This is a genomic window from Hymenobacter sp. BT18 (assembly GCF_012273015.1).
Classification (GTDB): Bacteria; Bacteroidota; Bacteroidia; order Cytophagales; family Hymenobacteraceae; genus Hymenobacter; species Hymenobacter lutimineralis.
In genome coordinates this window covers 590,673-615,082 of the sequence record NZ_CP050954.1, presented here as the reverse complement: position 1 = coordinate 615,082, position 24,410 = coordinate 590,673, and the positions used below count along the sequence as shown (strand labels likewise).

General features: G+C 59.0%; 14 protein-coding genes. 5 read left to right on the top strand and 9 right to left on the bottom strand.

Going from position 1 to position 24,410, the window contains the following annotated elements:
• Positions 1-9: 9 nt before the first annotated feature.
• The 3 genes from HER32_RS02605 to HER32_RS02595 all read right to left on the bottom strand — a co-directional run bounded on the left by HER32_RS02605 (position 10) and on the right by HER32_RS02595 (position 1,758).
• The gene (locus tag HER32_RS02605; RefSeq protein ID WP_168680315.1) at positions 10-909 is read right to left on the bottom strand and encodes an alpha/beta hydrolase family protein; all 900 of its coding nucleotides are present in this window, start codon (positions 907-909) and stop codon (positions 10-12) included.
• A gap of 185 nt (positions 910-1,094) precedes the next feature.
• Positions 1,095-1,535, bottom strand: coding sequence for a DUF5615 family PIN-like protein (locus HER32_RS02600; protein ID WP_168680313.1), 441 nt, complete (start codon positions 1,533-1,535; stop codon positions 1,095-1,097).
• A complete protein-coding gene (locus tag HER32_RS02595; RefSeq protein ID WP_168680311.1) occupies positions 1,519-1,758 on the bottom strand; it encodes a DUF433 domain-containing protein in 240 nt (79 codons plus the stop codon). Before HER32_RS02595 ends, HER32_RS02600 begins: the two co-directional genes overlap by 17 nt.
• Positions 1,759-2,324: 566 nt before the next feature.
• On the opposite strand from HER32_RS02595, the gene HER32_RS02590 reads away from it, so the two are divergent.
• From HER32_RS02590 to HER32_RS02575, 4 genes are all read left to right on the top strand, one after another.
• Positions 2,325-5,528: a SusC/RagA family TonB-linked outer membrane protein gene (locus HER32_RS02590; RefSeq protein WP_168680308.1), complete on the top strand. Its 3,204-nt coding sequence runs from the start codon at positions 2,325-2,327 to the stop codon at positions 5,526-5,528.
• 28 nt (positions 5,529-5,556) lie between these two features.
• Positions 5,557-7,245, top strand: a complete 1,689-nt coding sequence (locus tag HER32_RS02585) for a RagB/SusD family nutrient uptake outer membrane protein (RefSeq protein ID WP_168680306.1) — start codon at positions 5,557-5,559, stop codon at positions 7,243-7,245.
• 80 nt (positions 7,246-7,325) lie between these two features.
• Positions 7,326-8,450 (top strand): glycan-binding surface protein, encoded by a 1,125-nt coding sequence (locus HER32_RS02580; protein WP_168680304.1) that lies wholly within the window; start codon positions 7,326-7,328, stop codon positions 8,448-8,450.
• 134 nt (positions 8,451-8,584) lie between these two features.
• The gene (locus HER32_RS02575; RefSeq protein ID WP_168680302.1) at positions 8,585-9,814 is read left to right on the top strand and encodes a glycoside hydrolase family 27 protein; all 1,230 of its coding nucleotides are present in this window, start codon (positions 8,585-8,587) and stop codon (positions 9,812-9,814) included.
• 324 nt (positions 9,815-10,138) lie between these two features.
• Here HER32_RS02575 and galA read toward each other — a convergent pair whose 3' ends face one another.
• The 6 genes from galA to HER32_RS02545 form a co-directional block, all read right to left on the bottom strand.
• On the bottom strand, positions 10,139-12,970 hold the full coding sequence (gene galA, locus HER32_RS02570) for a beta-galactosidase GalA (RefSeq protein WP_197748862.1): 2,832 nt from the start codon (positions 12,968-12,970) through the stop codon (positions 10,139-10,141).
• Between the two features lie 129 nt (positions 12,971-13,099).
• Positions 13,100-15,094, bottom strand: a complete 1,995-nt coding sequence (locus tag HER32_RS02565) for a hypothetical protein (RefSeq protein WP_168680298.1) — start codon at positions 15,092-15,094, stop codon at positions 13,100-13,102.
• A gap of 69 nt (positions 15,095-15,163) precedes the next feature.
• Positions 15,164-15,667 carry a phosphoheptose isomerase gene (locus tag HER32_RS02560; protein ID WP_168680294.1) on the bottom strand — a complete coding sequence of 168 codons (504 nt, stop codon included), beginning with the start codon at positions 15,665-15,667 and terminating at the stop codon, positions 15,164-15,166.
• A gap of 163 nt (positions 15,668-15,830) precedes the next feature.
• Positions 15,831-17,099, bottom strand: a complete 1,269-nt coding sequence (locus tag HER32_RS02555; protein ID WP_168680293.1) for a sugar MFS transporter — start codon at positions 17,097-17,099, stop codon at positions 15,831-15,833.
• A 40-nt stretch (positions 17,100-17,139) separates the two neighbouring features.
• Complete coding sequence (locus tag HER32_RS02550) at positions 17,140-19,557, bottom strand: beta-glucosidase family protein (RefSeq protein ID WP_168680291.1); 2,418 nt, start codon at positions 19,555-19,557, stop codon at positions 17,140-17,142.
• Positions 19,558-19,592: 35 nt separating this feature from the next.
• A complete protein-coding gene (locus HER32_RS02545; RefSeq protein ID WP_168680288.1) occupies positions 19,593-22,232 on the bottom strand; it encodes a beta-mannosidase in 2,640 nt (879 codons plus the stop codon).
• Positions 22,233-22,838: 606 nt separating this feature from the next.
• Here HER32_RS02545 and HER32_RS02540 point away from each other — a divergent pair.
• Positions 22,839-24,287, top strand: a complete 1,449-nt coding sequence (locus tag HER32_RS02540) for a sialate O-acetylesterase (protein WP_168680286.1) — start codon at positions 22,839-22,841, stop codon at positions 24,285-24,287.
• Positions 24,288-24,410: the final 123 nt, after the last annotated feature.

Genomic DNA, 24,410 nt, shown 5'->3' with positions numbered 1-24,410 from the left:
AGGCCTATTTTATTTTGGTTCTTTAAACTTCTTGATATTCAAAAATTTCTGCTTTACCCACTGGATTGAAATATCGAAAGGCGTTGTGTTGCTGTCGAATGCGGTATTATGACCCAATGCGGGGAATAGGACGTATTCATAGGCTTTTCCTTTTGCTTTAAAGGTATTTAATTGATCTATGCACAACTTCACAGGGATTTGTATGTCTTGTTCTCCAAAAATCCAAAGTCCGGGAATCGGAAGGATATCCAGATTGACTTTTGGATCAGTGGCAATAAATTGATACTTGTCCGGGTCATTCTTAGTGTGCTCCCGAGCATCTGCTTCTGTGTGATTTTTCCAGAAATTATTATTACCATTTGTGTAAAACTGGAATCGGAGCTGTTCTAAAGTTGTAATCGTAGGACCACTAAACAAAATCATAAATTGTATCTGTTTGTTTCTGCTAGCAGAAATTGGGATGATCCATCCTGCTTGACTAAACCCAACTAATCCAATTGGTGTTTTTTTGTCTTTTAAATACTTTTGAAGTGTTATTGCGGCCTCATTTGCATCGCGGGATAATAGGTTAAGATTGGTGGTGTCAATATTGTTCGTGCCAACAGACGGACCTACGTACACTCCCCCAGATTCTCCTACTCCACGCTTATCGTATGTTAGTACGGCAATGCCTTCTCTAGCAATACGCTTTGCGAAATCCATTTCTCTCTTCACAGGGTCAGACCCGTGAACAATTACAACTGCTGCAAACGGATTCTTAGGTTTTAGAATTGATCCAGCAAGCGTAATGCCTTGGCTTTCAAATTTTATATCTTGAATTGTAAACTCTGCTGACTGAGAAAATACCGTAAATGGCAAGCTTATTAATAATAGCCAAATGAATGACTTCTGGAGATATTTTCCTTTCATTTTTGAATTGATTTAGAAGTGTTTTGAACACCCTTGCTCAGCTTTGATTTCAGTATTCCTATAGCCGTAACTGTCGACTAGTTTCATTTACCTAGCTTACAGGCTAGCTGTAGCTATAGGCTTACCTGTCAGCAATATACCCTTGGTTTAATCTGTATTGCTACCCGCTGCCCTTGCCACATCGCCTACAGCGCCGGGCCAATGGCCAGCGGCCGCAGCAGTTGAGGCGGTAAGCGCGGAGCCAGCCGGTGAGTTGTACACTGTAGATGGTAAGGGCCGCACCGAGCGATTCGGCGTTTCGGCTCTTGTAGCACAACCGGGCCAACGGGTAAGCCGGGGCTGCCTAGCTGCTGCCTGACCTGGGCCGACAAGGCCATTAGGACGCTGTACTGGTTGATGAGGGCCGACAGCACGTAGACGGTAAGCGTGTACTCTCCGAAATTCGGCTGATGCTGCAGGTTCTTGTCGAAGGTGAGCAGGGTGTCGGCACCCTCGGCCAGCATGAATTTCAGCAGCTCCCAGTTCTTCACGCCGTTCCACCCTTTGTCGCGCACGGTACACACGTCATGCTCCGGAAAATCAGCTTTCAGCCGTTTCGGCAGGTTTTCGTCAAGCAACAGCCGCATACCAGTGCGCTACATTGCGAGAGGTGAGCAGCTTATTGGCTATTTCCAGCACGGCTTCCGCTTGTTCCCGGCTCACCGTGGGGAAATCGTTGAGAAACTCCGCCAGCGAAACGCCGGCCTCCAGGTGGTCGAATAAGGACTCTATCGGTACGCGCGTACCCGCAAATACGGGCTGCCCGCCCAGTACCCCTTCATCAACGGTAATCAGGGTCTTAATATCCATAGTGCCTTAAAGATACGGCTTCGGGGGCTGAACGCTTACGCGGGCAAACGCTGCCGCCTGCGCCCCGGCGTCTACGTAGGCCCAAGGCAGGGTGGCTTGCCCAATAGGGAAGAGTTACTATATAGAAGGAGGTATCCGTTGGGGGCTCTGCCGCAGGCTATGCGGCGTTGACCAAGGCCAGTTTTGGCCAGCCCCAGCAACTCCTGAGCCTCTTTGGGGAGCATACCGACAACGGGCTGGCCTTCAGGGCCTCAAAAGCCATAAAGAACAGAGCTTCCGCGAAATGGGCCGACAACAGACCAGCAGGCCTGGGGCTGGCTTGTGTTGCCCCAACGAAAAGCGTGGGGCCATGAAAGAAGAAAAAAGGTTTTTTTGCTAAAACGTTTTAGTTGTCTATATTCACACCGCAAACGATTACGTAACTCATTCTCGCCTGTCACCTTCAGCATGAAACAGCTCGATTCACTGTCCCCCCCGAGCAGAGAAAGCTGCCACCCTTTTCTGGTAGTGCCTGCCTGCTTGCTTTCCCGGATTCCTGCTCACCCTTTTATATCCCCACAGGTTGTATGAAGAAGTTTTTACCCCTTCTTTTTCTAATTGCTCTGGTCACAGGGCCCTTTAAAGGTTTTGCGCAAGTCTTGGTGAAAGGCATCGTGACGGATGCGACCAAGGGTGACAAGCTGCCGGGGGTAAGTGTGGTCGTGAAGGGCACTACCGTTGGTGCTACGTCGAACGCGGATGGCACTTACCTTATTGAAGTGCCATCCGCAAATTCGACGCTCGTTTTCTCCTTTATCGGCCTGGTAACGCAGGAAGTGGCAGTGGGAAACCGTACCACCATCAACGTCTCCCTGCTAGAGGATGTGAAAACCCTTAATGATGTAGTCGTGATTGGCTATGGTACGGCCAAGCGAAGCGACGTAACCGGCTCGGTGGCGACTGTAAAAACGGAAGACCTGCTCAAAACCATTCCAACCAGCATCAACCAGGGGCTGCAGGGCCAGGTGGCCGGCGTGACGGTAAACCGCAGCGACGGAGCGCCCGGCGCGGGTATCAGCCTCACCATTCGCGGCGCCAACACGGTGCTGGGCGGCAGTGAGCCGCTCTACGTTATTGATGGCATTCCCTTCACCGCGCCGGCTTCGACGGCCTCTTCGGCCAGCGGGGCTAATCCGTCCGGCGGCAACGGCCAGTCGACCAACGCCCTGTCGTTTCTGAATCCCCAGGATATTGAGTCCATGGACATCCTGAAGGACGCGTCGGCCACGGCCATCTACGGCTCGCGGGGCGCCAACGGAGTCGTCATGATTACCACCAAAAAAGGGCGCAACGACCGTGACCGGATTGACGTGGTGGCCAATACCAGCATCTCGCAGATTTCCCGGCGCATCAAGGTGCTGAATGCGTATCAGTACGCCCAGTTTCAGAATGAGGCCCAGCTCAACGCCGAAAAATACAACGGCAACGCGCCGACTACCCTGCCATTTCCCGGCGAAAGAGGCTTCGACCAGGCCCTGGGGGATACGGTACTGCTGCCGGGGCCCGATGACTTTCTGAATGGCACGCGGGGCACTTCTTACCCCGATGGCTTCACCGGCACCGATTGGCAAGACCAGATTTTTCGGACCGCCGTAACAAAGGACTACACGGTGCGCATGTCGGGCGGCAACGACAAGGGCACTTACTCGGTTTCGGGCAACATGCTCGACCAGCAGGGCATTATCTACAACTCCGGTTTTAAGCGCTACGGGCTGCAGATGAACATTGCCCGCAAGGTGCATAAGTGGCTTGAGCTGGGGACCAACAACAACCTCACGTTCACAAGCTACAACCTGAGCAAAACCAACTCGAACGGCAACGAAGCCAGCATCATCAGCTCGGCGCTGTTTTTCCCGCCCACGTACCCGGTTTCGTCCGCTACCTCCAAGGCTCGGGAAGATATTACCTCCTGGTACGCCGCCGCAAACCCCTACAACTATACCCGCACGGCCAAGGATAAGACAAACTCAACGGGCATCTACTCGTCGACCTATGCCTTGCTAACGTTTAACGAGCACCTGAACTTCCGCCAAAACCTCGGGGTGAACTACAATACCAACACCCGCGAAGTGTACTACAACCGCCGACTGCAGGAGGCGCGCACTACCAACGGCTATGCCTTCACCCAGGACGACACCTGGCGCGGTATCACCCTGGAGTCCATCCTGAGCTTCAACCGCACGTTCGGCCAAGACCATACCCTCAACGCGGTAGCGGCCCTGACCCGGGAAACGGGCTATTCCTACTACCGGAATATGTCGGTGCGTGGCTTCACCGATGACCTGCTGGAAAACAACAACATGGGCGCGGGCATTGACCAGAAAAACCTGCGCAGCGGCAAGGCAGAAAACGCACTGCTCTCCATGCTGGGACGCATAAACTACAGCTACAAAGGGCGCTACCTGGCCACGGCCTCGTTCCGCCGGGATGGGTCGAGCAAGTTTACGAGCAATAACAAGTTTGCCAACTTCTCCTCCTTCGCGCTGGCCTGGAATGCCGCCGAAGAAAGCTTTATGCAGAACCTAGGCACTTTCAGCACGCTCAAGTTTCGGGTAGGCTACGGGCAGACGGGCAACCAGGCAATTCGCAGCTACGGCACGCTGGCCCACTTCAGCCCGTTTGCTTACCCGGTAAACGGCACCCTGCAGCCAGGCTACGCAGATGAAGTGTACCTGGGCGTGCGCAACCCCAACCTGATCTGGGAAACCACGGCCCAGTTTGATGCCGGCCTGGATATGGGGGTGCTGCAAAACCGCTTCAACTTCACCGTGGACGTGTACTCGAAAAAGACGTCCGATCTGCTCCAGCAGATTCAGACTCCCAACAGCACCGGTTTCCCTACCCAGCTGGTCAACTTCGGCTCCATTCAGAACCGGGGGCTGGAGCTTTCCGCCAATGGCGCCCTGGTCAATACGACCCGGTTTAAATGGAACCTGAACGCCAATATCTCCTTTAACCGCAACAAGATGCTGGACCTGCCGGCGGATCAGTTTGCCGGCAGCCTCTACAACAACTTCGACAACTTCTTCCTGCAGCGTAATGGGCAGCCGCTGGGCACCGTCTACGGCTTCGTCGAGGATGGCTTCTACGACAACCTGGCCGAAGTAATGGCGGACCCTTACTACGCCAGCCAGTCGGAGGCCGTGCAGCAGATGATGGTGGGCGAAATCAAGTACAAGAACTTTGACGACGACCCGGCCATCACGGCCAAAGACCGGCAGATTATCGGCAATACCACGCCCGACTACGACTTCGGGGTAACCAACAACTTCAGCTACGGCAACCTGAGCGTGAGCGTGTTCTTCCAGGGCGTGCAGGGCAACGACCTGGTAAACACAAACCTCTACCAGATCCGGATGGGCAAAGTAGCCAACGTGCCGCAGTTTGTGTACGATGGCCGCTGGACGCCCGCCACGGCTGCCACGGCTACCTGGCCCAAGGCCCTGGCCGCCGATACGCGCACCGTGCGCCTGTCCGACCGCCTGGTGCAGGATGGCTCCTACGTGCGCCTGAAAAACATCAACGTCGGCTACGCTTTCAAGCAGCCCGTGCGCTACATCGAGTCGGTGAACGTGTACGCCAGCGTGAGCAACGTCTGGACCTCGACGAAATACAAGTGGTACGACCCGGACGTGAATGCCTTTGGCAGCAACCCGCAGTTCCGGGGAGTGGACATGAACTCGTACCCGAACAGCCGCACCTTCACCCTGGGCGTTAGTGCCGGCTTCTAAACCCCGCCAAAGAGCAGCCTCTTATCCTATGAAAAAGATCAGAATTTTTGCCTTGCTCGTTGCAGCTTCCCTCGCCACAACGGCCTGCAAGGACTTTTTGGAAGAAAAACCGCTGGATTTCGTTAGCCCCGATCAGGTCACCGACCCGAGCGTAATTGCCAACGGAGCCCTCAACACGCTGGCCTCCGGCGCCATGTTCCGGTACGGGCCGTTTCCCAACCTCTGGGACTACGACTCCGACGATGCCACCGGCCCCAGCTGGGCCTTCGGCGACGTGGGCGCGGGCAACTACCAGGCCTACTGGGGTATCGACTACGGCTGGAACGGGCCCTATACGCTCATTCACCGCGCAAACTTTGGGATTTCCCAGGTCATGGCCATGGAGGCCGACGAGGCTACCAAGAAGAAAGCCCTGGGGCAGCTCTATTTCCTGCGGGGCTGGGCTTACTTCCTGCTGGTGCGGGCCTACGGGGCCGTGCCGCTGCTGGAAAAATCCGTAGCCGAAGGCACCGACCCCCAGCAGCCCCGCCGCCCGGTAAAGGAGGTGTATGCCTTCATCATCAGCAGCCTGAAGCTGGCCGAAGAAAACCTGCCCTCTACCCGGGATGCCGGCTACGAGCCCGGTCGCCCCAGCAAGGGAGCCGCCAGCAGCCTGCTGGCCAAAGTGTACCTGACCATGGCTTCCGGCTCTCTGTCCGGCGGGCAGGTAACGGTGCTGGGCGGCAAAGCCTATAAGCTGGTGGCCGGCAAAAAGATTATCCTGGAGCCCCAGGCCCTGACGCATACCAAAACCGTGGTGGCCGGTCTGGAAGGCCTCAACTCCGCTGAGTACTTCAAGCTCGCCCGCGACAAGGCGCAGGAAGTAATCAGCAGCGGGGAATACCAGCTCTACAGCTCCCACTTGGAAGTGTGGAGCCTCGGCAGCCGCAACCGCGGCGAGCATATCTGGTCGGTGCAGGCCCTGTCCAACCACCCCGACTTTGGCAATGAGATTTCCTTTTTCCGGCGCGGCCGCCTGGACCCCGCCAAGGACAACGAAATCGAGGGGGGCTGGATTGGCACCTCCTACCAGTGGAACAACCTGTTTGAGAAAAACGACCAGCGCATCACCGATGGCGTGCTGCACCGCTGGAAAATGTGGGGCAACAACATGCACTACTACCCCTTGAGCGACAGCCTGGTGGTGCGGGGTGTGGACCAGAGCCCCGAGGCCGCGGCCAAACGGGCTAAGTATGGCTACCAGCCCACTGATCAGTCGGGTCTGGACGATGGCCGCATTGCCCGCCTGCGGAAGTTCGAGGCCGTAACCGACAACAAGATTACGCTCGGCGACTTCTACTTCCCCATCCTGCGCTACCCCGATGTGCTGCTGATCTTCGCCGAAGCCGCCAACGAGGTGAATGGCGGCCCAACCGCTGACGCCATCGAGGCCGTCAACAAGATCCGCCGGCGGAACAGTGCTTCCGAGGTGGGCGCTTTAGGCCAGCAGGAGTTCCGCTCTTTTGTGCTGGAAGAGCGCCGGCGGGAGCTGGCCCTGGAGGGCGACCGGCGCTGGGATCTGCTGCGCTGGGGCATTTACCTGCCCGTGATGAATGCCATCGACATCGACGAAAACAACGTGCCCAAGCGCCGTCAGCAAAAGCACCTGTTGTACCCGATTCCCATCTCAGAAGTCAACTCCAACAAAGCCCTGGGCGGCAACAACCCCGGCTGGTAGCCCGACTTACCCGGCCGGTGGCTACTGCCGGCCGGGTACTCGGACATGGTCGTTTCCATCTCTGTAAATCGACATTTCCTATGAACTTACCTACCCAGCTTAACGCTCTTTGGGCCGGTGCCCTGGTCTTAAGCGCCGTGGCTTTCTCGGCCTGCGACAAGGAAGCCGATGATGTGTGCGGGGGGGCGCCCTCCATCACGGGCGTGGCCCTGCCTACGAAGCGCGACACATCCGTCACCAGCGGCAACCTCGCCGATTGGGTGATTATCCAGGGCAGCAACTTCTGCAGCGTGCAGAAAGTGCTGTTCAACGATGTGGAGGCTAACCTGGCCGATGCCTATATCACCGCCAACGAAATTACGCTGCGCGTGCCGCGCAACATTCCCAAGGAAGTCACCAACAAAATTCTGGTGACTACCAAGGGCGGCACGTCGGAGCGGAGCTACACCATTTCCATCCCGCCCATGCAGGTTCGGGGGCTCAGCAATGAGTACGCGGTGCCCGGTCAGCGCGCGGCCGTCGTAGGGCAGAACTTCGACCTGTACGGCGTGACGCCCGAAACCGGCAAGGTGATCTGGGCCGGCACGGCTGTACCCATCACCAAAGCCACTGCCGACTCGGCTTACTTTATCGTGCCGGCGTCGGCGGCGCCGGGGGCTACGTTGAAAATATCGGACGCCAACAACGTAGAAACCGCCGTGCCCGGCCGCTACAAAGACGACCGGAACCTGATCTTCAGCTACGACCAGGGGGGCAGCGTGTGGGGCGGTGACGCGTTTATTACCGACGGCGGTACTCCCGGCCCTATCAATGGCAAATACATTCGCATCAACCAAACGATTGGGGCCTGGGCCTGGACGGAATTTTCCGCCAACAACGTGGCTGTTCCGGCCGAGGTAGTAACCAACCCTGGCAACTACGTGCTGAAGTTCGAAGTGAACACGCTCAAGCCCTTTGATACCAACGTTATCAAGTTTCTGATTGATGGGGACGCCGGCAGCACCAACACCTACCAGTGGAAGCCCAGCGTGCCCTTCAACACCCGTGGCCAGTGGAGCACCATGAGCATTCCGCTCAGCAGCATTATCAACAAGCCCCTGGAGGCCAGCAAGGCCCAGCACGAGTTCAAATTTCTGTTTCACGGCGACGGCACGCTCAACGCCGACATCTCCTTCGACAATTTCCGCATCGTGCCCAAAGACTAGGCCGGTGCAAGCCAAGTGAGTAACACGAGAAGGGTAAGGGGAATTGCCCGTGTTACTCTAGCCAGAGCAGCGGTCTGATCTTCAGACCGCTGCTCTTTTCTTGGAATTTGGTTTAAAAACCTTTTTGACGCTTCATGAAGAACCTGCTTTTCCTTTTGCTGGGCCTTGCCACGGCCGCCCCGGCCCTGGCCCAGGGCAACAACTACGCGCAGAACTACCACAAGTATGAGGGGCTGGCCCTCACGCCGCCCATGGGCTGGAACAGTTGGAACAAGTTTGCCTGCAACGTCGACGAGAAACTCATCAGGGAAGTTGCCGATGCCATGGTGGCGTCGGGGATGCGGGACGCGGGCTACACCTACGTCAACATTGATGACTGCTGGCACGGGGAGCGGGACGCGCAGGGCTTTATTCACCCGGACTCGAAGCGGTTTCCCTCGGGCATGAAAGCCCTGGCCGACTACATTCACAGCCAGGGCCTCAAGTTTGGGGTGTACTCCGATGCCGGCTCGCAAACCTGCGGCGGCCGGCCCGGTAGCCGGGGCTACGAGTTTCAGGATGCGCAGATGTACGCTAGCTGGGGCGTGGACTACCTGAAGTATGATTGGTGCAACACCGAAGGCCTGAAAGCCGAGGGCGCCTACAAAACCATGACGGCCGCCCTGCGCCAGGCCGGCCGGCCGATCGTATTCAGCATCTGCGAGTGGGGCACCGACAAGCCTTGGGATTGGGGCCAGACGGTGGGCCACCTGTGGCGCACAACCGGCGACATCTACAACTGCTTTGACTGCATAGAAGACCACGGCACCTGGAAGTCGTTCGGCGTACTGGCCATCCTCGACAAGCAGGAAGGCTTGCGGCAGTACGCCGGTCCGGGCCACTGGAACGACCCCGATATGCTGGAGGTGGGTAATGGCATGCCCGAAAACGAAGACCGGGCCCACTTCACGATGTGGAGCATGCTGGCCGCCCCGTTGATTACGGGCAACGACATTCGCACCATGAGCCCGCAGACGCAGGCTATCCTGACCAACAAGGAAGTGGTGGCCATCAACCAGGATAAGCTGGGCGTGCAGGGCTTTCGGCACAGCGCCAAAGACAGCGTCGAAACCTGGCTCAAGCCCCTGAACGGCGGCAACTGGGCCGTTACGTTCCTCAACCGCAGCCGCCGCCCCCAGCCCGTGACCTTTGATTGGAAAGCCACGCCCATCGTCGATAGCCTCTCGAAAACCGAGCTGAACGCAACTAAAACCACCTACAAGGTGCGCAACGTGTGGGCCAAAAAGGATGCCGGCACTACCAAAAAGGCGTTTCAGGCCACCGTGCCGGCCCACGACGTTATTATGCTGGTGCTCAGGAAGTAAGTTTTCGGCAAGAAGCTAGCAATTCGGTGGCCGGCGTAAACTGGTCGTGCCGGCCGGCAATGCTTTGCCCACCAGCCCCACATTGTGCGGGGGGCGTACAGATCGGCTGTGTCGAGCATGGTCACGCCCAGCTTCAGAGCCCGTTTGGTGAATTGCTTACCCGACAAAGGTCTGACCGCCCGGCAGCGCGGGTGCTATACAAACCCATGGGTCTGCAACACGGAACGCAGCGCCAGCCAGCCGCGGCTTCATACTCCGGTCCATACAAAGCGGCCCCGGCTTCGCAAAGCACGAGGCCGAGGCCGTTCCGGAGCTGCCCTGTGGCTAGGGTGCTAACGCCGGTGAAGGCTTCTGCGAGCGAAGCTTCAAGACGGCTTTCTTTAATCCGGGGCTGGTAGCCGTTACGATTACTTCCCCCGCCTCGGTCGTGGATTGGATAATGGCCTGGGCCAGGCCGTTGAATGTTTTGCGCTTCCAGGGAGCCGCCGGAGTACGCAGCTGGATGGTGCCCGGATTCGTGTTGACCACGTCCCAGTCGTGCTGCTTGGGAAGAGGCGTTGCAATAATATCGAGGGTGTTTTGGCCGGGTTTCAGAATAGCCGCGCTTAGCTGGAATACGTTGCCTTCCGCGCTGGCCGGTACGTCCCGCGCTATTTCTTGGCCGTTGAGGTAAATGGTTTGCTTCTGGCCAATGCTGCTGTAGAAAAACGTGACCTCAATGCCCGCAAAACTGGCCGGCAGCTCAAAGGTGCCGCGGTGGCTATACGCCGCGGCCAGCTGCTGGTAGTTGCGGTTTACGAAAGCCGCTTGCCACGGAGCCTTACTGGCCTGCGTGAGGGTGGCAACGCCTTCGGACATGCTGGTAAGCGCCTTTTCCTGCAGCTGGGTGATGCCTACGAATCGGATGTCTTCCAGAAATTTCTCTTTCTCCCGCGAGGTAGGGTCGCCATTTCCTACCCCAATGATGGTGGCTGGCCCCGTTACCGAGAAGGTAATATCTTCATGAGCAGTAGGCACCGCAAGCTTGTTTTTATCAGTTACCGCTACGGTTATTACCGCAATATCCTGGCCCTCGGCTGTGAGGGTGGTTTTGTGGGGCGTTAGCTGAATAGCGGCCGGCGGACCCGTAGTCGTTACTTTTTCAGTCAGGATTTTTTGGCCCTGGCGGTAGCCCCGGGCTTCCAGGGTCCCGGGTGCGTACTGTACTTTCCACTCCAGGTGCGAGTTCGGCTTTACCCTTTGTCGGCCCAGGCTTTGGTTGTTGAGCAGCAGCTCTACCTCGTCGCAGTTGGTGTAGGCCCATACAGCTAGCGGCTGGCCTTCCTGGCCGGGCCAATTCCAGTGCGGCAGCAGGTGCAAGGTAGGCTCCGGGCTCCACCAGGCTTTCAGGTAATACACATTGTCTTTCGGAAAGCCACACAAATCCATCATGCCGAAGTATGACGTGACGGAGGGCCACTGATACGGCGTGGCCTCCCCGCGGTAATCAAAGCCGGTCCAGATGAAGATGCCGGCCAGATTGGGGCGGGTGGCATAAAAGGTCCACCCTTCTTCGATGGAGTAAAAAGAGGGCCTCGGCTTACGGTCGTAGGCGGCCTGGTAGTGCTTGTGCGGATCCGTGACGTAGATGCCGCGGGTAGCAAACGTGGAGCCCTCCTCGGTGCCCATACCAGGCTGCGTTGGGAAGCGGCGGTAGTGCGCCGCAATGTCGCCGTTGCCCAGGTAGTTGTAGCCCATCACCTGCAGCACGTCGGAAATGCCGCTTCCGAAGCCCCCGCTGATGCCAGCAGTGGTGGCGCGCGTGGAGTCCAGACTATGGGCGTAGGCCTGCATGGTGGTGGCAATGCGGGCCCCGGTAGTGCTGTTTTCGATGCCCCATTCCTCGTTGCCAATCGACCAGCTGATGATGCTCGGATGGTTTCGGTCGCGCAGGATCATGCTTTTCAGCTCCTGCTGCATCTGATAGTTGGTGCCCATCAGGCGGTTTTCGTCGATGACCAGCATACCTAGCTGGTCGCAGGCGGTCAGCAGCTCAGGCGTGGGTGGGTGATGCGAGCAGCGGTAAGCGTTGGAGCCCATGGCCTTCAGGGCCTTTATCCGGACGTACTGCAACTCATCGGGTAGGGCCGTGCCCACGCCGGCATGGTCCTGGTGGTTGTTGGTGCCCTTGAGCTTAACGGGTTTGTCGTTGAGAAAAAAGCCCGCCCTGGCATCAAACCGGATGGTCCGGATACCGAACGGCGTGTTGTAGCTGTCCACTTCCTGATTGCCGACGAGCAGGGTAGTGCGGAGCGTGTACAGATAGGGCAAGTCAAGATCCCACAGTGTGGCATTGGTAACTGGCAAGGCCAGCGCAACGTCGCGTTGCTGAAACGGCGACAGCACCACATTGGCCTGCCGTTGGGTAGCTACGGCCTGGCCCCGGGCATCTAGAACGGTCTGCACCACCGTGAAGGTTTTCGGCGTCAGGCCTTCATTGATAATAGTGGCGCGGGCGTATACGGTGGCGCTGGAGTTGGCTACCTGCGTTGTTACCCACGTGCCGTCGGGGGTTACGTGCAGCGGGTTGGTTTTGGAAAGCCAGACGTGGCGGTAGATGCCGGCGCCTTCGTAAAACCAGCCTTCGGGCAGCGTAGCATCGGCCCGCACGGCCACTACGTTTGGGTCGCCATAGTTCAGGTAGTCCGTGATATCATACCGAAAGCTGCGGTAGCCGCTAGGCTCGGTGCCCAGATAATGGCCGTTCACCCACACCCTGGAGTTGCGGAAAACCCCATCAAACTCCAGCGAAATCTTGCGGCCCAGGTCGGCGGCCGGGATAACAAAGGTTTTGCGGTACCACCCCACGCTGCTATTCGGGAAGTTGCGGCCGATGGCTTTGTAGCCGTGGCTGTGCTGGGCGGTGCTGTCGAAGGGCAGCTCCACGGCCCAGTCGTGGGGCAGATTCAGCTGGCGCCAGGCCCGGTCATCGAACTGCGCGCTAGCGGCCCCATCGCCGTAGCCAGCTTTGGCCAGGTACGAAAAATAGCTCGTACCGTTGGCGAAGTCTTTGTTGGTATCAAACGGATGGCCCAGGGCAAAACGCCACTGGGCATCCAGGGAATATCGTTCCCGGCTTAGGCTACCCTGCGCTTGCGCATTAGCCAGATGTGCCAAGCACCAGAGGCTTAGTACTAGAAGGGGTTGCCGAAAGCGCATGGGGTAGCTAGATTACTGGATCATGGAGTGCCAGATTACCGGCATTGGGCTGCCGGCTGTTGCCTTGTCAGGCCGGCGCGCTGGTACTTACTGCAGTTTATTGGTCGTCAGCGTGGTATAGCTGCGGGCATCCAGCGTAAAGCGGGCTTCGCCGTTTTTCGACACTTTCACGCGCTTGCCTTTTTGCACCTGCCGCTGGCGGTCAGTGGTGTAGGAGTACAGTTTTTTGGCGTTGCCCGGGAGGCCGGTCACGGTCACTTCGCGGGTGGCGCCATTGTTTACCAGGTGGAAAGCGTATTGTCCCGTGGCCGAATTGCCCAGGGCCGCCGCCGATACGTTGGCCTGGCTGGTTGATATGGGCAGGGCGGCCAGGCCGCTGGGTGTGGCTGCCAGTTGCTTCAGGTTCCAGAACCTTTGCGTAGGATGCAGGGGGGCTTTGTTGCCGAAAATGCCGCCGCCCGCCAGGGGCGAGTAGTCAGCGGTGAGCTGCCACTGCAGGATGGTGGCCGGCTGGCAGATGTTGAGCAGCCGGGTGTAGAGGTTGATTTCCTCCAAAGCGTAGCTTTCTTCCTCAAACACGGCCGGATAGCCCCAGGCCTGGGCATCGATGCTGCCTTCTCCCACAATCAGGGGCAGCTGCAGCTGGGTGGCGGCCTCAGCCCACTTTTGCAGGGTAGGCGTATCCCAGCCGCGCCACGAGTGAAAGGACACGGCGCCTATGTAGGGCCGCGCCGCCGCGTCCTGCATGGCCGGGTAAATGAACTCGTAGGTTGTCGCATCGGAATTGTCGCCCAGCAACAGCTTGGTTTTCAGGCCCCGGGAAACAAAATAGGCGCCCAGCCCCTTAATAAGCTCGGCATGCTCTTGCCCGGTCTGGCGCACGTTGATGCCCAGATCCGACTCGTTGAACGAGAACATGACGGCCTCCACCCCATACTGCTCCTTCAGGTACACCAGATAGTCGGCAATAGACTTGTAGCTGGCGGCCATGGCCGTGGGATTAAGCGGATTGCCCCACACGCCGTCTGGCCCGGGGCCGTTGCCCGAAGCCGGCGGGCCACTAATAGCCCAGGCCGGCGCCGACCACGCCGTTACGATGACGGGCATGCCCAGCTTGCTCAGGCGTTGCGCCATTTCCATTGAGGCCTTGACGTGCGGGTGCAGCTGCCCCTGCTTGGCCAACGCCGCGGGGTCGGTGTTGGGTTGAGGCTGCCAGAGCTGCCAGGGCATTTCAACGCGGCCCCAGGCCACGCGCAGGTTCTTGAGCGAATAATCAATTACCTGCGGGTCGCCCGTTGGGTTCTGGAGGCGGAAGTTGCCGCCAAAGCCCTCAAACGGTCTTCCCGGTAGCGAAGGGTTTACCGTCAGCTGGATGGGAGTCGTATCTATTTCGCCGGAAGACTTGAGGCGGAAGGTTTTCTGCGTTTCCTGGCCTTTTCGTAACCCGCCAAGCTGAAGGGGTAGATAGAGCTGAAAGGTTTTAGCATCTGGTGATACAGCTTTCAGGAGAACAGGAGCGGGTTCAGGCAAGTTGATTTCCACCTGCCGGCCGGGGGCAGTGATGCGCACTTGGCTGGTCAGCACCGGCTGCTCGGCCCATTGCCCGCTGAAGGGATGCTGCGCAACGGCCTTTCCGGCGGCATCCAGCAATTCCACCTTGCCGGCAGAGTACTGGTTGCGGGGCAGGGCCAGGGTCAGGTAGGTGCCCTGCAGGTCGCGGTTGGCTTGGGCCTGCAGCGTTACCATGAGCGTGGCCTGGCCGGGCTGCTCATCTTCCACCGTCTCGGTAAAGGCCACGCTGTCTACCATCGTCGTCACCACCTGCTTGCCCGCCTGCCGGAAATACCGGGGCCTCTGCGCTTCTTTGGCGGTAGCGGCTATGCGGCTCCAGTTTGGGGCCACAACGCGCAGGCTGGTTTCAAACTCGAGCAGATGGCCCTGCTGCCGCATGCCCAGCAGATTGCCCCAGGGGGCCAGCTCCGCCTGGCCCACGGCCGGTTGCTCCATCAGGCCGGTGAGCAGGGCGCTGGCCGCTAATACTCGCTTGCTGTGCTGGCGGAGGCGGTGAGATGGTAATTGCATGGTAGAATAGTTGCTTGGAAATGAAGAAGCTTTCTGAAAGCCGAGGCATTGTTTGGTGAGGCCCTGCTATCAGCGGCCGAAATCGTCCTGCACGCGCACGATGTCGTCCTCGTCGGAAGGCTGCTGGGCGTCGGTATGCTGCCAGATTTCAGCCACAATACCCCAGCCGTCCAAGCCAATCAGGCGGTGCCGTTCGCCCTGCCGCAGCGTAATCATTTGGCCTGGCCCGTAGGTGTTTACCGCTCCCTCCGCATCGGTAGGGCTGGTGATGACGCCCACCGTGCCCTGCACCACGCGCCAGATTTCGGCCCGGCGGTGGTGGTATTGCCACGATAGGCGCTGGTGCGGGGCTACCAGCAGGATCTTGGGGCTCAGCTTGCCGGAGATGCGCAGGCTGTCGGCCGACAGGCCCTCGAAATAGGCATCCGCGAAGGGCTGGGCCTGGGCTTCGTCGAGCACGAAAAAGCCGCCCCAGGGGCGGGACTGATCCTGCTGGCTAATTCCAAACCCCTGCGCTTGAAGGCGGGCTTCTACTTGCTGAAATAGCTGCTGCTTGGTTAACTCGGAACTCATAGGTTGTAAAAGGAATGAAGCGTAAGCGAAGAAGTTGGCAACTGATCCACGGGCTGATGAGGCTTGGTGCTGGCGGCCCCTGCCGTGGGGCTGCCAGCACCGTGCGCGGGCCGCTATGCCCCGTCGGGGCCATTCTATTATCTCACATGGGCAGGCAGGAAACTCAGCCGCGGCGGCTGCCGCGCAGGCCGTACCACACAATGTAGGCGTAGCACAGCACCGGCAGCAGCAGGGCCGTGCGCAGGCCGCTGTGGTCGGCCACCAACCCAAACAGTAGCGGTACCAGGGCCCCACCCACAATGGCGGTGCACAGCAACCCGGAGGCTTGTTCCGTGAAGTGGCCCAGCCCGGCCACGGCCAGCGTGAAAATGGTCGAGAACATCAGGGAGTTCATCAGCCCCACGGCCAGCAGGCTCCACATGGCTACCTCACCCGAGGTGGAAAGGGAAACCAGGATGAGCAGGATGGCCCCCAAGGCATTGAAAGCCAGCAGCTTGCTTGGCGCAAACTTGTTGAGCAGGTAAGCCCCCGCAAACCGGCCTATCATCGCCGCTCCCCAGTACAGGGAGACGCGGCTGCCGGCCGTTTCGGCGTCGAGGTTCATCACATCCGGCAACGCCAGATAATTGACAATATGGGAGCCGATGGCCACTTCGGCGCCCACATAGGCAAAAATGCCCACTACGCCCAGCACCAGGTGCCGGTAGCTCCAGGCGCTGGCGGCTTCGGCCGCGTCGGTGGGGGCATCGGCCGGGGCATACGCTATGCGGGGCAGGTGCACGCGGCTCAGCAGCAGGCTAATCAGCAGCAGAATCGTGCCGATAACCAGGTACGGTACCTGTACCGCCGTGACATCGATGGCGCGGGCATCTACCCCGGAATCAAGCTTGGGCAGGCGGCTCAGAATAAGGGCACTACCCAGCAAGGGCGCTAGAAAAGTGCCCAGGGAGTTGAAGGCCTGCGTGAGGGTAAGCCGGGAGGAGGCAGACTCCGCCGGCCCCAGAATGGCCACGTAGGGGTTGGCGGCTACCTGCAGGATGGTAATACCGGAAGCCAGCACGAAGAGTGCCCCCAGAAACAGGCCGTAAACGCGTTGCGCCGCCGCCGGATAAAACAGGTAGGCCCCCAACGCCGCTACGCCGAAGCCCAGCAGCATGCCGCGCTTGTAGCCAACGCGGGCGACCAGCTTACCGGCCGGAATACTCATCAGGAAATACGCCCCGAAAAAGCACAGGTTGATGAGGTTGGCAAGCGCAAAGCTCAGCTGGAAAATGGCCTTCAGGTAGGGAATCAGAATATCGTTGAGGCAGGTGATGAAGCCCCACAGAAAAAACAGCGTGGTAACGGCACTAAGCGCGGAGGTATACCGGGGCCGGGTTTCCGGGGCAGCCGTGGCGGGCTGGGAGGCCAGGATAGGGGAGGGAGAAGCCATAAGAAGAGAAAAGAGAAAGGGTGGGAGGCTGGCGGCATATTTAGTGGCTTCCGGAGCCGGTAGCGGCCGGCCCTGCTGGGTGCTGTCCTGCCGGAGCGGCGTAGCGGAAGCGCTTGGCCAGCGTGCCCACCCGCAGCGTGAAGTAGCCCTCTTCCAGGCGGGGCTGTCCGTCAGGCCCGGGGTAGCTCAGGTGCTGCTTCGGCTGTATTTCGAAAAGAAGTTCCCGGCTTTCACCCGGGGCCAGCAGGGGCTTTTCGAAGTGCTTGAGCAGCTTTACCGGGCGGGTGATTCGGCCTACCTCGTCGGTCAGAAACCAGAGCACCGTTTCCTTGCCCGCCTGGCTGCCCGTGTTGGTGACGCGCACGGCGGCGCGCACCGTCCCATTGTGGCCCACAAGGGTATCGGATAGCTGCAGGTTGCTGTACTGAAATGTGGTATAGCTTAGGCCTTCGCTAAACTCCGTGAGCATGGGGGGCCGGTACTTGGGGCCGCGCTGCTCGAAGCCCGCCCCAAAGTCGCTTAGCTCCAGGCTGTTTTCGTTGTTGTCGTGGTGGTAGTTGGAGAGGTGGCCGGCAAACTGCGGATACGTGAACGGCAACCGGCCGCTGGGATTAACCTTGCCGCTGATAACCTCCGCAATGGCTTGTCCGCCACCAAAGCCGGGCAGGCCGGCCCAGATAATGGCTTCCGAACGTTCGGCCACCGCCCGGATGATGTTGGGCCGGCCACCAATCATGACCAGCACCGTGGGCTTGCCGGCAGCCTGGGCCGTGCGAACCAGTTGCAGCTGGTCCTCGGGCAACGTCAGGTCGCTGGTGTTGCCAATACCTTCGGCATACGGCCGCTCCCCAAGGGCCAGCACGACGGCATCGGCCCGCCGGGCGGCGGCCAATACGTTCGGTAATCCCAGCTTGCCGCTGGCGCTTTGGTAGGGCACAGTTTCTACCTGGGCATTGGGAAATTCCTTTTTCAATGCCGCCAGAATGGTCAGCACCTCTTTCGGATACGCATCCTCGGCCCTGCCTTGCCAGGCCAGCGTCCAGCCCCCGGAGAGGTTGGCGCGCGAGTTGGCCGACGGACCTACCACCAGCAGGCGCCTGACTTTGCCAGCGGCCAGCGGCAGCACCTTCTTTTCGTTGCGTAGCAGCACCACTGACTCGCGGGCGGCATCCAGGGCCTGTTGCTGAAATTCCGGCGCGCCAATGCGGCTAAGGCGGTCGGCGCGGGGCATAGGGTTGTCAAACAAGCCGATTTCGTCCTTCAGCTGCAGCACCCGGCCGGCCGAGAGGTTGATGCGCTCCTCGCTGAGGCGGCCTTCCTGTACCAGCTCCTTCACAAAGCGGCAGAAGTTGGTATTGTAGGGTGTCATGGCCATATCCACGCCCGCGTCGATGCACAGGAAAGTGGCTTCCTTCTCGTTGGAGGCCGTTTTCTGAATGGTCACCAGCCGGATAATGTCCTGCCAGTCGGTTACGGCCACGCCGGTGAAGCCCATCTGGCGGCGCAGCAGGTCCGTGAGAATAGCCTTGGAGGAATGCACCGGCTCGCCGTTGATTTCGCCCGAGTTGATCATGATACTCTTCAGCCCGGCATCGATAGCGGCTTGGAAGGAAGGGCGAAAAAACTCCTGCAGGCGCTGCTCGGAAATGTGGGCGTTGGTCCGGTCCCAGCCGTTGCGCGGGTCGGAGTAGCCCAGAAAGTGCTTGCCGCAGCCGGCTACTTTGTAAGGAGCAATGTCTTTGTTTTCCTGCAGCTCTTTGACAAAAGCCGCGCCCATCATGGAGGCTACGTGCGGGTCTTCGCCGTAGGTTTCGTACACCCGGGGCCAGTACACGTTCACGCCCAGGTCCAGCACCGGCGCAAACACCCAGGCATGGCCCAGGTCCGCCGACTCGACCACCGTGGCCCGGGCAGTCTGGCGCGCAAACTCCGGGTTGAAGGTGGCGCCCAGGTTCAGGTTGTGGGGGAAAATAGCCGCTCCACTCACGTAGCTGGCCCCGTGCATGTGGTCGATGCCGTAGATGATGGGAATGTGCAGGCGCGACTCGCGCATGGCAATGCGCTGCAGCGCCGACAGATACTTGATCCACTGGGTGGGGGGCACGGCTTCCCCATTCAAAAACGAGCCTACGTGGTAGTCCCGGATGAAAGGCACGAGCTTGGCCGAGTCCAGCGTAACGTCCTTCTGCTCGCCGGTGTGGTTAATGGTAGAGTTGGTGAGCTGGGTCATCTGCCCGATTTTTTCTTCCAGCGTCATTTTGCTTAGCAGCTCCCGCACGCGTGGGCTCCACTGGGGCGCAGGTAGCGCCCCAGTGGGCGCGGTAGTGGTAGCGGGCATGGCCATGGCGGGCGCCGTAGCCACGCCGGCCCGCTGGCAGGCGCTGGCCAACAAAGCCACACTCAAAGCCCAGGGCAAAGCCATCCGCTTAGAAACGGGTGAAAAACGGGTGTTCGACATCAGATTAACCAGTTAACAAGCAGCAAAGCACAATTCTAGAAGGCATCAACCAGGGTGCGAACAGCCAGCTGGCGGCGTAGCTCAGCCAGTGTAATCGGGCCTTTGCTTTTGAACGTCAGCTCCTTTTTCTCGCCGGGCAGCAGGTCGAAGTAGTTGTCGACAAAAAAGCCGTCCTTTTCCGTGAGCATCAGGTGGACTTCGCGGGCCAGGGTTTTGCTTTGCAGCGTCAGCCGGAATGTGCTGTCGTTGCTTTGCTTCCAGGTAGCCTTTATGGTGGGCTGGGGCAGCTCCATGTCCTTGGGCAGGGCGAAGTAGTGCGTGTTGGTAGACAGCACCGGGCCGCCGGCTTGCTTCAGCTCGCAGCTCAGCACCACCTTTTTCGGGTCCTGGCTGCCCAGCAGCTTGGTGCGGGGAATGTCGAGGTACGCTTTGCTGGTGAGCGGCTCGATCTGCAGGTTCTGGGTTTGCTTGAACAGCGTACGTCCGTTGAAATCCAGCAGGCGCACCTCCAGCTGGCCGGGCATGGCGCTGGTTTTGTCTGATACCACGTAGAAACGTACTTGGTCGCCTTCTTCGTGGGGGCTTACCAGCACGTCGGCGTAGAAGCGCTTGGCGTAGTACTGCAGCGCCTTCCAGCGGCCGTAATAGTCGATGGAAGCCCAGGAGGCCACGCCCCAGCAGTCTTCGAGCTGCCAATACATCGAGCCCATTGTGCGGGGCCGGTTGCGCCGCAGGTGCTCGGCGCTCAGCTTGATGGCGTGGGCCTGTAGGATCTGGCTGACATACAGGAACGATTCAAAATCCTTGGGCTCCTTGTAATCCCGCAGCAGGTACTCCTTCAGGCGCGGGTTGCCCACCACGCTGCGCTGGTGCAGCCGCATCACCGGCGACATAATGTCGCGGTCGGCCGCAACGGTAAATTCTTTTACGGACCGCAGCTCGGGGAAGGACTGGAAGCCGTACTCGCTCATGAAGCGCGGAAGCTGCTTTTCGTAGTCGGAAATTGGGGCCGTGCCGCCCCACACCTGCCAGTAGTGCATATCGCCGTTGGTCTGCGAGCCGGCCATGTCCTCAAATTCCGCCGAGGGGCTCGACGACAGGTAGGGGCGGCTGGGGTCTTCGGCTTTCAGCACCGTGGGCAGCAGGTCGCGGTAGAGCTTGAGGTAGTTGCTCCATACTTCCAGCTTGTGGCTGCCCATTTTCTCTGGAATGCCCCATTCCTGCCAGGCCACCTCGTTTTCGTTGTTGCCCACCCAGATCGAAATGCTGGGGTGGTCGCGCAGGCGCTTTACCTGGTAGGTGGCTTCGGCGCGCACGTTGTCCATAAACTCCGGATTACCGGGGTAGAACGAGCAGGCGAACAGAAAATCCTGCCACACCATGATGCCCATTTCATCGCAGGTATCATAGAAGTACTGGTTTTCGTAGATGCCACCGCCCCACACCCGCAGCATGTTCATGTTGCAGTCTTTGGCCGCTTGCAGCAGCTGGCGGTACTTGGCGTTGGTTACGCGGGTCTGGAAAATATCGGCCGGAATCCAGTTGGCACCTTTGGCAAAAACCGGAATGCCGTTCACCACGAACTCAAACGACTTACCGTACTGGTCATGCTCGCGGCGCAGCTGCAGGCGGCGCAGGCCGGTGCGGGTTTTGGCTTCGTCCAGCGGTTGACCGTTCTGCACCAGCTGGGCACGGAAAGAATACAACGACTGCGGCCCATAGCCGGCCGGAAACCACAGCTTGGGGTTGTCAAGCTTGAGCTCGGCCGTTACGGTATGGCGGTTGGGCTGCAGGGTCACGGGTTGCTCAATACGCTGCCCGGTAGCCTGGCCGTCCGGGCCCGTTGTTTCCAGCACCAGCGTTGCCTGGTGGCCTGCGGCCGAAGAGGCGGCCTCATACTCTACTTCCAGGCCCAGCAGGGCGGTTTGGGCACTGATCTGGCGCTGAATAACGTGGAAGTCCGTGAGCTTGGCATCGTCCCAGGCTTCGAGGTATACTGGCTGCCACACGCCCGCGCCCACGAAGCGCGGCCCCCAGTCCCAGCCGTAGTGGTAGGGGGCTTTGCGGGTGTAGGGGCTCAGCACCGGTCCCTTGTCGCCCACAAACCCCATGGCCTGCTCGTCGTTGATGGCAAACAGGTTGTAGCCATACTTGGCTGGCAGGCCTGCCACTTCATTGAGCGGGGAGCGGAAGCGGATGTGCAGGCGGTTGGCGCCGGCCCGCAGGTGGGACTTCACGTTGGCCCGCCATTCCCGAAACATATTATCGGTGTGCAGAATCACCGCATCGTTGAGCGTCACATCAGTGTAGGTGTCGAGGCCTTTAAACACCAGCTCCAGGTTGGCGCGCTGCAGCGTTGCCGGCGTCACATCGAACGTGGTTTCGTATTCCCAATCGGTTTTGCCAATCCACTGCAGCTTGGTTTCGTTGTCGCGGTAGAGTGGGTCTTCAATCTGCTTGGTTGCCAGCAGATCGGTGTGTACCGAGCCTGGCACGGTAGCCGAAGCCCAGTTGTCTTTACCAACCTGGCGGAAGCGCCAGCCAGTAGATAGGGAGGCTGTCGTTTTGCCGGCGGACTGCTGGCCTACGGCCTGGCTGGTAATGAAGATCAGCAGCCCGGTGGCAACTAAACGTTGGAAGGAAAGCAAGGAACGCGTGAGGAGGGTAAAGCGCATGGGAGTTTCTCGGTATGTAGCAGCGAGTAGACCAAAAGACGGCAGTAAGCAACGGGACTTGGCCAGCCGACGCCAATTACTTGAACTGTCCTTCTAATCGCAAAGCTAAAAGGTTTTAGCAATTACAAACGATTGCAGGTTAGTATTCTTCCAAAAACCTGCTATTCCGTTATTTATTAGCTGATAAGCCGACGCCGTCTTGAGTCGGCTTGGCGAGGCTGAAATTCCCGCCAAAAGCTCGTAACAGCCGCTAAAAGGGCTTTTTCAGCTGATACGAGCTGGTCACCGGCAGGGGCCACTGAGTAGCGCAGAGCACCCAAAGGCAGCAGGTATAGCTCTTAAACGATATTCAGTAAAATCTTTAGCAAAGTTGGCGTGTCGAAAAAAACCGCCATATTAGCTTGCAAATACGTTTTAGCAAACTGAAAATCGAGCTTTTCTCTGGTCCGGGATGAGTAGGGCGGAAAGCAGGTAAGCCGAAGCACTCACCGCCTTATGCCAGAGACAATCAGGCATACTAGCCCTGGCAGTGCCGCAAACGATTGAAGAGCAGGTATTCCTGAGCAAACCAAGAATAAACCACAAAGCAAACCACCCCTCCCTTATATGGTAACAACCCGCGGGCTCTTGCTTACGATCTGTGCGTGCTTCTACCTCCTGGGAGGGCAGGCAGCGGTGCGGCTGCCCGCGCTGGTAACTGACCACATGGTGCTGCAGCGCGACCAGGCTTTGCCAATCTGGGGCTGGGCGGAGGCGGGCGAGCATGTCGCCATTTGGTGGCAAGACCACCGGTATACCGCCACAACTGCCGCCGGGGGCAAGTGGCAGGTACTGCTGCCGGCTGCGGCCGCTGGCGGTCCGTTTACCATGACCATTCAGGGAAGTAACACCTTAGTCATAAACGATATTCTGGTAGGGGACGTGTGGCTGGCTTCCGGGCAGTCGAACATGGAAATGCCCCTGCGGGATGCCAATGCTCCCCAGCCCGGAGCTTATCCAGTTGTCCTGAATGCCGAGCAGGAAGTGGCGCAGGCTAGTTTTCCGCAAATCCGGCAGTTTACAGTTAAGAAAGCACCGGCTGCTACCCCGCAGGCCGTGGTTGAGGGCCATTGGCAAGTATGCAGCCCCCAAACGGCGGCTCAGTTTGCTGGCGTACCTTACTTTTTCGCCCGCGGCCTGCACCTGCGCTACCACATTCCCATTGGCATCATCAGCAGCCCGTGGGGTGGTACGCCGGCCGAAGCCTGGATAAGCCAGGAGGCTCTGCAGACCCTGCCGGATTACCAGGAAAAAACCAGGAGCCTGACGGGGGACGCCCGCACCGTACTAGCTGTAAAGGACCCGCAGAACACGCCGACAGCGTTATTCAATGGCATGATTGCCCCCCTCATCCCATACGCCCTGAAGGGCATTATCTGGTATCAGGGTGAATCCAATGTGGGGCGGGCCAAACAATACCGCACGCTCTTTCCGGCCTTAATTCAGGACTGGCGCCGGCGTTGGGGGCAGGAGTTACCCTTTCTGTTTGTGCAGCTGGCCAATTGGCAGCCCCGGGAGTTGCAACCCAGCGACTCCGACTGGGCGCGCCTGCGGGAGGCGCAGGCCACAGCGTTGGCTTTACCAAAAACCGGGATGGCCGTGGCCATTGATGTGGGTGACGCCCATGATATTCACCCCGCCAACAAACAGGCTGTTGGGCAGCGCCTGGTGCTGCTGGCCAGCAACAAGGTATATGGGGAGCAGGCAGTGGTAGCCGCCGGACCGACGCTGGAAAAGGTGCTTTGCAAGCGGCACGCGGTGCAGTTAACGTTCACCCAGGCTGGCTCCGGGCTGCAGGCAAAGGGGGACACTTTACGCGGTTTTGCCGTGGCCGGGGCCGATAAGCAGTTTCACTGGGCTACGGCCACGCTGCATGGCCATAAGGTAGTGCTGACGAGCCCAGCCGTCCCCAAGCCGGTAGCTGTGCGCTACAACTGGGCGAACAATCCCAGCGGCAACCTCTACAACCGCGAGGGGCTGCCGGCTCTCCCGTTCCGCACCGATGCCTGGGATTGAACATGGGTAGATAAAGCATAATCAACTGGCTTACAAAGTAAAAGACATTTTCATGCGCCACTTTTCATGCGCCACTTTTCATGCGCCACTTTTCATAAGTGACACCCGCCGCATAGGCCATTA